Source organism: Actibacterium sp. MT2.3-13A (assembly GCF_018139985.1).
Classification (GTDB): Bacteria; Pseudomonadota; Alphaproteobacteria; order Rhodobacterales; family Rhodobacteraceae; genus JAGSOU01.
In genome coordinates, this window is record NZ_JAGSOU010000010.1 from 141,101 (window position 1) to 151,090 (window position 9,990).

General features: G+C 65.5%; 9 protein-coding genes. 2 read left to right on the forward strand and 7 right to left on the reverse strand.

The genetic code is table 11. The features are described 5' to 3' along the window. The first annotated feature begins 19 nt into the window (after positions 1 to 19). Positions 20 to 1,180: a transporter substrate-binding domain-containing protein gene (locus KCI33_RS10995; RefSeq protein WP_349252203.1), complete on the forward strand. Its 1,161-nt coding sequence runs from the start codon at positions 20 to 22 to the stop codon at positions 1,178 to 1,180. Beyond that, positions 1,173 to 1,772 (forward strand): ANTAR domain-containing protein, encoded by a 600-nt coding sequence (locus KCI33_RS11000; RefSeq protein ID WP_249139025.1) that lies wholly within the window; start codon positions 1,173 to 1,175, stop codon positions 1,770 to 1,772. The genes KCI33_RS10995 and KCI33_RS11000 overlap by 8 nt, the downstream gene beginning before the upstream one ends. A gap of 457 nt (positions 1,773 to 2,229) precedes the next feature. Here KCI33_RS11000 and KCI33_RS11005 read toward each other — a convergent pair whose 3' ends face one another. The 7 genes from KCI33_RS11005 to KCI33_RS11035 form a co-directional block, all read right to left on the reverse strand. Next, complete coding sequence (locus KCI33_RS11005) at positions 2,230 to 3,177, reverse strand: acetamidase/formamidase family protein (RefSeq protein ID WP_212524834.1); 948 nt, start codon at positions 3,175 to 3,177, stop codon at positions 2,230 to 2,232. 32 nt (positions 3,178 to 3,209) lie between these two features. Continuing rightward, positions 3,210 to 3,902, reverse strand: coding sequence for an urea ABC transporter ATP-binding subunit UrtE (gene urtE / locus KCI33_RS11010; RefSeq protein ID WP_212524850.1), 693 nt, complete (start codon positions 3,900 to 3,902; stop codon positions 3,210 to 3,212). A gap of 5 nt (positions 3,903 to 3,907) precedes the next feature. Continuing rightward, entirely contained in the window at positions 3,908 to 4,675 is a 768-nt protein-coding gene (gene urtD, locus KCI33_RS11015; RefSeq protein WP_212524835.1) for an urea ABC transporter ATP-binding protein UrtD, read from the reverse strand. Next, a complete protein-coding gene (gene urtC, locus KCI33_RS11020; RefSeq protein WP_212524836.1) occupies positions 4,668 to 5,762 on the reverse strand; it encodes an urea ABC transporter permease subunit UrtC in 1,095 nt (364 codons plus the stop codon). Before urtC ends, urtD begins: the two co-directional genes overlap by 8 nt. After that, complete coding sequence (gene urtB / locus KCI33_RS11025; protein WP_212524837.1) at positions 5,762 to 7,378, reverse strand: urea ABC transporter permease subunit UrtB; 1,617 nt, start codon at positions 7,376 to 7,378, stop codon at positions 5,762 to 5,764. Before urtB ends, urtC begins: the two co-directional genes overlap by 1 nt. Before the next feature lie 60 nt (positions 7,379 to 7,438). Continuing rightward, entirely contained in the window at positions 7,439 to 8,698 is a 1,260-nt protein-coding gene (locus KCI33_RS11030; protein WP_212524838.1) for an urea ABC transporter substrate-binding protein, read from the reverse strand. A gap of 624 nt (positions 8,699 to 9,322) precedes the next feature. Continuing rightward, positions 9,323 to 9,990 (reverse strand): DUF3883 domain-containing protein (locus KCI33_RS11035; RefSeq protein ID WP_212524839.1); only part of this gene is annotated, 668 nt, incomplete at its 5' end.

Here is a 9,990-nt window from a genome sequence, read left to right on the forward strand (position 1 = left end):
ATTTCATTCAGTGAATTCAGTGGACACCTGGAAAATCGGGTTTCTCTTTTCGACGTCCGGCGTGACGTCGATCATTGAGCGGTCGCAATTGCATGGCGCGATGCTTGCGATCGACCAGATCAATGAAAAGGGGGGCGTGCTGGGCCGACGGTTTGAGCCGATCAGCTACGACCCGAGCTCGATCGTGGAGCGCTACGGGGAACTGGCCGAGCGCCTGATCGTCGATGACAGGGTAAGCGTGATCTTTGGCTGCTACATGTCGTCGTCCCGAAAGGCGGTGCTTCCGGTGGTGGAGCGGCGCAATGCCCTGTTCTTCTATCCGACCCTGTATGAAGGCTTCGAATATTCCCCGAATGTCATCTATGGCGGCGCCACCCCCAACCAGAACAGCGTGCCGCTCGCCAATTATCTGATGGGGGCATACGGAAAACGTTTCTTCTTTGTCGGCTCCGATTATATTTATCCGCGGGAATCCAACCGCGTAATGCGCAACGTTGTGCGCCAGGGGGGCGGCGAGATCACGGGTGAGCGGTATTTCGGTCTGGATGCGAAAGCCGAAGACTTTGCCGAGGTTGTTGACGAGATCATGCAGGTTCGTCCCGATGCGATTTTCTCGACCGTGGTGGGGCAGTCCTGCATAGAATTCTACAAGGCCTATCACGCCGCCGGGGGCAACGGCCGCGAATGCCCCATCGCCAGCCTGACCACGAACGAGGCCGAGATCGCCGCTATCGGGGTCGAGGCCTCGGTCGGGCACATAACCGCCGCGCCTTATTTCCGGTCGATCAACTCGCCGGCCAATCGCCGGTTCCTCAAGGCCTATGAGAAGAAATTCGGCTCCACCGTCGATGTCACCAGTTGCTGCGAGGCTGCCTATAGCCAGGTTCATCTTTTCGCCGACGCGCTGGAGGAGACCGGAGAGATGGATACCGAAGGCCTTCGCGAGGCCCTTCTGGGCGCGACGTTCGACGCTCCGCAGGGGCAAATCAAGATCGATCCGGACAACAACCACACCTATTTGCAGTCGCGCATCGCCAAGGTGAACGCCGAGGGTGAGTTCGTGATCGAGAACAAGGTGAGGCGCGCGATCAAGCCCGACCCGTATCTGGTCTACCCCGCAATCCACGACTGGAGCTTCAGGACGCAGAAAGTAGCGGTCGGCAGCAGGCATAATGAGTGACTTTATCCAGGAACTTCGGAATCTGCACGCCCTGGTCGTTCACCCGCGCGACCGGAGCGCGGACGAGTTGTTGCAGCAAGTCCACCGCATCGGTTGCAGTTTCGAGACCATCTGGCCTGTGCCCAAGAGCTTGCCCGACAAGTTCGAACTGGTTTTTATCGACGTGACCGACCAGACGGCAGCCAATCTCAAATCGTTCATCAACAGCAGTTCCCATCCCCCCACGGTGATCGCGATACTGGGCTACGAGAACCCGTCGGTTCTGGACATGATCTTCGACATCGGCGCCCACGCGGTCCTGCCCAAACCCTTCCGCGCGGCCGGCGTCCTGAGCAGCATTCTCATGGCGCGCCGCTTCTGGGCCGAACAGATGCGCTATGAGAAAGACCTGGGAAAGCTGCGCGAGCGCCTCGTGAACATTCAGAAGGTCAACGACGCCAAATTCATCCTCATGCGCCATCAGGGCATAAATGAAAAAGAGGCCTACGATGTCATTCGCAAGCAGGCGATGGCCAAGCGGACCACGACCATCGAGATTTCGCAGTCGATCATCAACGCGGAAAGCATTCTGCGGAATTTCGGCGATGGCTGATCACTGAAGCACTGACTGTCCGGCTTTCCCGGCGCGTCTGGCCATGTCCATTCCCCGGGGGGCTGGAGGATGGTGTTGGGACACAGTCTGAAACGGGGTGCGATACACCCCTATCTGTCTGGAAAACAAGGAGAATGGTCGCTGACCCACACAGCGCCTGATGTGCATGAACGGCGAATGATCTAGAATATGCTGAGCGCGAAAGCGTCGGTCAGCAAGATCGTGACAGGGATCGGTCGAGGCCGCTCGACGGCCCATAGCGAGATCATGGCGTCGTCGGATTAGCCCTCGGCGGCGTGTCCGTCTTCGGGGCGGGCGCGGTTGATCCCTGTCACTCCACGGGAAAGGCTGTGATGGCGTCGGGATCGTCTGTCGGTCAGGCATGTCGCCGCTTTGCCCGGGGGGGCGGCCCCGGGCCGATGCCGGGGCCGGTTCGCAGGTCTTCGCCTGCCTGCGGTCAGATCCAGTCCTTGCGCATCACCATGTGCACGCCCTTTTCGCCATCGACGACCTGGGTGATCTTCAGGTCGCCGGCCAGGCTGAGCAGCATGTAGGCGTGGTTGCGGGTGAGCCCCGTTCGCCCGGTCACCAGCCCGATCATGTCGCGCACGGCCTTGCGCATCGCCTCGTCCAGATCCTCGTCGAAGCCCATCGAGATCAGCGCCTCCGGCGTTTCGGCGAAGGGGGTGTCGATCTTCATGTCCTTGCGCACGCTCAGGCGGAAGCGGCCCTCGAGCGCGGTTTCCACCGCGGCGATGCAGACCTCGCCGTCGCCCTGGCGTCCATGCCCGTCGCCGGCCGAGAACAGCGCGCCCTCGTTGAACACCGGCAGGTAAAGGGTCGAGCCCGGCCGCAGGTCCTTGTTGTCCATGTTGCCGCCGAAGGCGCGCGGCTCGGGCGAACCGACGCGGCCCCAGACCGGCGGCGGGGCGACCGCCATGATGCCGAAGAACGGATCGAGCGGCAGCTCCTTGCCCCAGGGCAGGGTGCAGACGCCGCGGTCCTTGTCGATGCCGATATGGATGGTCTCGTAATCGGTGAACTCGTCGGGCAGCGCGCCCAGAAGCGGCAGGATCGCGGTGAAGCCCCAGTCCTGGATCGGCGTGGCCTCGAGGATGTCCACCTGCAGCACGTCGCCGGGCTCCGCCCCGCGCACATAGACCGGGCCGGTGATCATGTGGGGGCCCGCGCCCTGGTCGCCGGCCTTGGCCTCCAGCGCCACGAGGTGATCCTCGCGCACGCCCCTGTTGCCCTCGGGCAGGTCCGCCTTCACGCAGGCGGGCAGGGAGGTCAGGACCACCTCGTCGCCCGAATCCACCTCCAGAACCGGCGGGGTGGCCGCGTCGAAATAGCCCCAGAAGATGTTCTCGGGGTCGGCGCTCAGCCGGTGTGTCTTGCCAGTCATTCCTGTGTTTCTCCCATGAAGATTGCTGTTCGTCAGACCGTCAGGAAGCGCCCGATGCGCTCCGCATCCATGTTCTCGCCGCGGCCCTGCTCGGCCACTTGGCCCCGGTCGAGCACGACGTAGCTGTCGGCCAGCGAGGCGGCGAAGTCGTAATATTGCTCGACCAGCAGGATCGACATCCGCCCCTTGAGCGAGCGGATCACCTCTTCGATGTCCTGCACGATGGAGGGCTGCACGCCCTCGGTCGGCTCGTCGAGGACCAGCAGTTTCGGGCGCATCGCAAGCGCGCGGGCGATGGCCAGCTGCTGTTGCTGGCCGCCCGACAGGTCGCCGCCGCGCCGGTGCCACATCTCGCCCAGCACCGGGAACAGCGCGACCACCTCGTCGCGCACCGCGTCGCGGTCGGCGACGCCATGGGCGGCCATGACGATCTCGATGTTCTGGCCGATCGACAGGTCCGAGAAGATCTCGCGCCCCTGCGGGACGTAGCCCAGGCCGAGGCGCGCGCGGATATGCGACGGCGCGCGGGTGATGTCGGTGCCGGCAAAGGCGATCTGGCCGCCGGGCGGCGGCAGAAGCCCCATGATGGTGCGCAGAAGCGTGGTCTTGCCCGCGCCGTTGCGGCCCAGCAGGGCGCAGCAGGCCCCCTGGCCGAGGCCGAAGGCAATCCCGCTCAGCACCTCGGCCGAGCCGTAGCTTTGCGACAGGTTTTCGACAGATAGCAGCATGCTCAGCGTCCCAGGTAAACTTCGCGCACGCGGGCATCGGCCCGGGCGTCGGCCATCCGGCCCTCGAAAATCGGATCGCCGCCGTGCAGCACGGTCACCCGGTCGGCGATCTCTTCGACGAAATCCATGTCGTGCTCGATCACCAGGATCGCCCGCTCGGGCGCGCGCAGGCGGCGGATCAGCTCGGCGGTGTGGGCGGTTTCGGTGGCGGTCATGCCGGCGACGGGTTCGTCCAGCATCAACAGCTTGGGCCGCTGCATCAGCAGCATGCCGATCTCCAGCCATTGCTTCTGGCCATGCGCCAGCGCGCCCGCGGGGGTCTCGGCGCGGGCAGCCAGGCCGATCTCGTCGAGCACCTCGTCGGCGCGGGCCTTGCGGCGCGGGTCGCTCCAGTTGCGCAACTCGCCAAGGATCGAGCGGGGCCGCAGGCGCAGCGCCAGTTCGAGGTTCTCGCGCACGCTCAGCGCCTCGAAGACGCTGGGCTTCTGGAACTTGCGCCCGACGCCCGCCAGGGCGCGCTCGGGCTCGTCCAGCGCCAGCAGGTCGGTGGTGCGGTTGAGCAGGATGCGCCCCTCGGCGGGACGGGTCTTGCCGGTGATGGCGTCGAGCAGCGTGGTCTTGCCGGCGCCGTTGGGGCCGATCACCCCGTGCACCTCGCCAAAATTCACCAGGAAGCTGAGATTGGGGATGGCGACGAAATCGCCGAAGGCCACCCTCAGCCCGTCGACCCGCAACGCCTGATCACCGGAAGGGACTTCAACCTTATCCATTGCGCTTCTCCGACAGGATGTTGCCGAACGCCGGGCGCCGGTGCAGCAGGCCGCGCAGGTCGAGCAGCCCGTTGGGCAGAACCACCACGACCACCAGCACCACGCCGGCCAGGATGAAGGGCCACAGGTCAGGGGCGAAGCCCGACAGCCAGAACTTCAGCGCGCTGATGATCGCCGCGCCGATCACCGCGCCCGACAGCGCCCCCCGGCCGCCGAGTGCCACCCAGACCGCGATCTCGATCGACAGGTCGGGCGACAGCAGGCGCGGGTTGATGATCCCCACCTGCGGCACATAGAGCGCCCCGGCCAGCGCCGCCAGCACCGCCGACAGCGACCAGATCGCCAGTTTCGGCCACAGCGTCTCGTATCCCAGGAAGCGCAGCCGCGCCTCGTCGTCGCGGATGGCGATCAGAAGCCGCCCGAAGGAGGTGCTGGTCAGCCAGCCCGCGAACAGGAACCCGGCCAGCAGCAGCAGCACCGAGACCGTGGCAAGGCCGATGACCACCGAGGGCGCGCCGATCGGCTGGCCCAGCACCTCGGAAAAGCCGGTCATACCGTTGTTGCCGCCAAAGCCGGTGTCGTTTCGGAACATCAGCAGCATGGCGATATAGGTCAGCGCCTGGGTGATGATGGCGAAATAGACGCCGCTCACCCGGCTGCGGAAGGAGACGAAGCCGTAGACCAGCGCCAGCGCCCCCGGCAGCAGCACGATCAGCGCCAGCGCGTAGGGGAAATGCTCCAGTCCGGCCCAGAAGCCGGGGAATTCCGACCATCCCATGAAGACCATGAAATCGGGGGTGATGCCGCCGAACTCGAATCCCGCCTTCAGCAGGTGCATCGCGATCAGGTAGCCGCCCGTGGCGAAGAACAGCCCGTGGCCGAGGCTGAGGATGCCGGCATAGCCCCAGATCAGATCCAGCGCGACGGCGAGCAGCGCGAAGGTCGCGATCTGCCCGATGATATTGGCGAAATAGGGCGAGATGCCCCCCATCACGCCGCCCAGGAGCGGCAGCGCGACGGCGACGGCGGCGATGGCCCCGGCGGTGGCCCGGAACAGGCCGGGATGATGAACGCGTGCGTCAGACATTAGCGTCGCCCCTTGGGTGCAAAGAGTCCCTCGGGCCGCCACTGGATGAAGCCAATGATCAGCAGAAGGACGAGAACCTTGGCGGCCACCGCGCCGTAGACCGGCTCGATCACCACGTTGATCTGGCCGATCCCCAGCGCGGCCAGCACGGCGCCCAGCAGGCTGCCGACGCCGCCGAGGACGACCACCATGAAACTGTCGACGATGAAATTCGCGCCCATGTTCGGGTTCACGTTGTAAAGCGGCGACAGCGCCAGACCGGCCAGCCCGGCCAGCCCCGAGCCCAGCCCGAAGGTCATCCAGTCGATCCGGCGGGTGTCGATACCCGCCGCGCCCGCCATCTCGCGGTTCTGGGTGACGGCGCGGATGTTCAGCCCGAACATGGTCCGCCGCAGCAGCCAGAGCACCGCGACGAAGGCGACCACCGCGATGCCGATGGCGAAGAGGCGGTTCAACGTCATGATGAAATCGCCCAGCACCTGCACCCCGCCCGAGACATAGCCGGGCTGGTGGAATTCGAGGTTCTGCGAGCCGAACACCACCCGCACGGTGTTGATCAGCAGCAGGCTGATCGCCCAGGTGGCCAGCAGCGTCATCAGCGGCCGGGTGTAGAGGCGGCGGATGATCAGCGCCTCCATCGCGATGCCCACGGCGGCCGAGGCGGCGAAGGAGACCGGGATCGCCAGGATCAGGTAATAGTCGAGCAGCCCGGGGGCGGCGGCGCGCAGCCCCTCCTGCACCAGCCAGGTGGAATAGGCGCCGATCATGATCAGCTCGCCCTGCGCGAGGTTGATCACCCCCATCAGGCCGAAGATCACCGCCAGCCCCAGCGCGGCGAGGAACAGGATGCTGGCATAGCTCATCCCGCTGTAGAGCGCCGACATCAGCTTGCCGGCGGCCAGCGTGCGTTCGATCCCGGCGATCACGGATTTGGCCTCGGCCGCGACCTGCGGATCCTTCTCGGCGGCCGCGGCCTGCGTCAGCAGCGACAGGTTGCGCTGGCTCGCGCTTTGACCGATGGCCCGGATCGCCTGGATGCGGTTCTGCGGGTCGGGATCGTTCAGCAGCAGCGAGGCGTGCAGTTCGGACACCGCCTGTTTCAGGTTCGGATCGGCCTCGGCCGCGGCGATGCGTTCCAGCAGGTCCGCCGTGACCGCCTCGCGGCGCTTGGCGACGACGCCCAGCGCGGCCGCGCGCGCGGCGGGGTCGGGCGCGGTCATCAGGGTCAGCAGGCCCGCGGCGCTGGCCGAGACTGCGCGCAGCTTCAGGTTCACCGAGGGCGAGGACAGCGCGCCGGCCCTTTCGGCGGCGACCGGCTCCAGCGTGGCGGCGGAGTGCAGCCCGTCGCCGGTCTCGATGAAGGCGGCCTCGGGGCCGCAGCGCAGGGCGCGGCCATCGAAGGCCTCGACGACGCGCAGCGCCCAGACGGCATCACCGCCGCCGCCCTCGACGCCGTAGCGGGCGATGGACTGCAGCGCCGCCATCTGGTCGCCGAACCCGCCGGCGCAGACGGGCGCGAGGAGGTCGTCGCGCGGCGCGGCCTGTGCAGCCTGGACGCCCAGAAACGCGGCAAGCACGACCGGCAGAACGAGCCGGAACCGGGTCAAGAAAATCATGGGTCTTTCCCAATCAGGAGAGGGGGGGCACCGGCGGGCCAGGCCGCCGGCGCCAAAGGTTCAGCCCTGCATGTAGGGGCTGAAGGGCAGCGGATCGGGGGTGTCCTCGGATTGCCACAGCACGTCGAAGCCCTGCGCCTCGTTGACCGAGCCGATGAACACGCCACGTTTCACATAGTTGTTCTCGCCGGTCATGGTGATGTTGTAGCCCGACGGGCAGTCGAAGCTCAGCCCGTCGAAGGCCGCGCGGACCTCGGGCACGTCGAACGAGCCGGCCTTTTCGGCGGCCATCGCCCACAGGTGCACGCCGTCATAGGTCGACACCATCGGGTCGATCACGGTGTCGGCGCTGAAGGGCACGTCGTTGTCGTCCACATATTTCGCCCAGGCGGCGAGGAACTCCTGGTTCTTGGCGCCCGGGGCGTTCTGCAGGTAGGCCCAGCAGTTCAGGTGACCGACCAGCGGTGCGGTATCCAGACCCTCGAGGTCGGCCTCGACGGCATCGAGCCCCAGCACCGGCACGTCGAAGGCGCTGATGCCCTGGTTGATGAACTCGCGGAAGAAATCGGGGATCGAATTGCCGACCACCGTCAGCACCACGATCGGCTGGCCGCCCGGCTGATCGGCGAAGTCGCGGATCTGGTTGATCAGCGTCTGGAAGTTCGAGAAGCCCAGCGGCACATATTCCTCGCGCCAGGCGCTTTCCTCGATGCCCTTGGACTTGAAGTAACCCTTGAGCTGCTGGTTGATCGTGCGCGGCCAGACATAGTCGGAGCCAAGCATGAAGAAGCGCTTGGCGCCGCCGCCTTCCTCGCTCATCAGGTATTCGACCGCCGGCAGCACCGAGCTGGACGGAGGCGAGTTCAGGTAGACGACGTTCTTGGAGTTCTCCTCGCCCTCGAAATGCAGCGGGTAGTAGAGCAGCGCGTCGTTCTGCTCGACCACCGGAAGGACCGACTTGCGGCTGACCGAGGTCCAGCAGCCGAAGGTCGCGGCGACCTCTTCCTGCTGGATCAGCTGCTTGCCCAGTTGGGCGTAGAGCGGCCAGTCCGAGCCCGGATCGGTGATCACGGGCTCGATCATCTTGCCCAGGACACCGCCGGCGGCGTTGATCTCATCCGCGGCCATTTTTGTAACATAGTTCAAGCGGCCTTCGATATTGGCCATCGTCCCCGAGGCGGAGAACAGGCAGCCGATCTTGACGGTGTTGCCCGAACCCGCGGCATGGGCGCGTCGGATGAGGCCGGGCAGGGGAAGAGAGGACGCCGATGCGGCAATCGCGGCGCCGCTTGCGGCTGTCAGAAAATCGCGTCTTTTCATTTGAGTTTCCCTGTTGGAATGTCCGTTGACAGTAATTTCTTGTCGTTTTCGCCAGCCCGGGTGGCAAGAAATGCGGCGCCCCTTGCCGGCGTTTCGGGGCAAGTGCCCATCTCGAGGGCGCAAAACCCGGCCGCCTGGATGAAATTTGAACACAGTTCAATTCGCCGCCCCGCCGGGTTGTCCTGCCGTGCCGCGGGTGCAGCGGCCCGGTCCGGGCGTTCGCCCACGACCGGGGGACGCGCCAGAGCCCCCTGCGCGCCGTCTTTCCGGTCTTCCCATGGGCCGGATCGGGGGCGAAAGGGGCGGTGGAAATCCCCTGCCAAACGGTGCTACACGGCGCTTTCGGTGCTACATCCTCAGGCGCCGGCCGGAGAAACGGCAGAAAACGGGGCCCAATCGGGAAAAACGCGACAGATGGCGAATTCCGAAAAACGAGAAAACCGAGACATCTCCACGGTGCGCGACGCCGCACGCCTGTCGGTCGCCCCGATGATGGACTGGAGCGACCGGCTCTGAATTGCCTTGGTTTTATTGGAGTATTTGGCCATGCCGGATCTACGTAGTACCGTTTGTAGCATCGGAATTCAGAATCCTGCTCGATAGGTGGCCGTCTGGAGGACCAGCTTATCCTCGAAGGGCGGCTGGATTTCGAAGGCCCGGGGGAGTGCTCGCGAGGTCATAGAGGCGGTAGAGCCGAAAGCGATCCGGGCAGTCGTCTGCGAAGCTCTTCTCGTTGGCGCTGACATAGAATGGCGTACGGGCGTGTCCCTTGGTGGCCTTCACCTCCAGGAATCTTTCCTGGCCCTTGAGAGAGAAGGAAAGGATGTCGTAGCCAGCGCCGTCTCCGTCTTCCCTCGAGACCCAGCGGATCTTTCGCGCCAAGTCCTCGCGTCCGCCGGCCCGAAGGCGGGCGTGTTCGGATCTGAGTGCCAGTTCCTCGCCGCGCAACCCTAGATCACGGTTGCGCGCATCGCGCGCCGCCGGATCCCACTTGCGCGCCAGACGCTTCAGAGGTTCGTTGCCTTCAGCGGGATCGACACCCGGGGCAGGGGGCGGCCCGAGATAGACGATATCCCCTTGGGCAGCGCCTCCTGCTGCCTGCAGGCGGAGTTCCGGCAGTCCTTCACGATCAAGAAACCGTTCGACGCCGTCGATCAGCGCCTTCTGGAAGTTCCAGGCCGGTTTGTATCCCGTGCTGTGACCCCCGACATTGATCCAGCTGATGCCGGGGTCCGCGGTTGAGTTTGGCGCTGTTGCGCCGAGGGGGCAATGGGCGAGCGGCGGAACGTTTC

Excerpts from the sequence above, each read along its gene's own strand:
- KCI33_RS11030 (WP_212524838.1), bottom strand. The coding sequence starts at position 8,698 with ATGAAAAGACGCGATTTTCTGACAGCCGCAAGCGGCGCCGCGATTGCC.
- urtC (WP_212524836.1), bottom strand. The coding sequence starts at position 5,762 with ATGTCTGACGCACGCGTTCATCATCCCGGCCTGTTCCGGGCCACCGCC.
- KCI33_RS11000 (WP_249139025.1), top strand. The coding sequence starts at position 1,173 with ATGAGTGACTTTATCCAGGAACTTCGGAATCTGCACGCCCTGGTCGTT.
- urtB (WP_212524837.1), bottom strand. The coding sequence starts at position 7,378 with ATGATTTTCTTGACCCGGTTCCGGCTCGTTCTGCCGGTCGTGCTTGCC.
- KCI33_RS11005 (WP_212524834.1), bottom strand. The coding sequence starts at position 3,177 with ATGACTGGCAAGACACACCGGCTGAGCGCCGACCCCGAGAACATCTTC.
- urtD (WP_212524835.1), bottom strand. The coding sequence starts at position 4,675 with ATGGATAAGGTTGAAGTCCCTTCCGGTGATCAGGCGTTGCGGGTCGAC.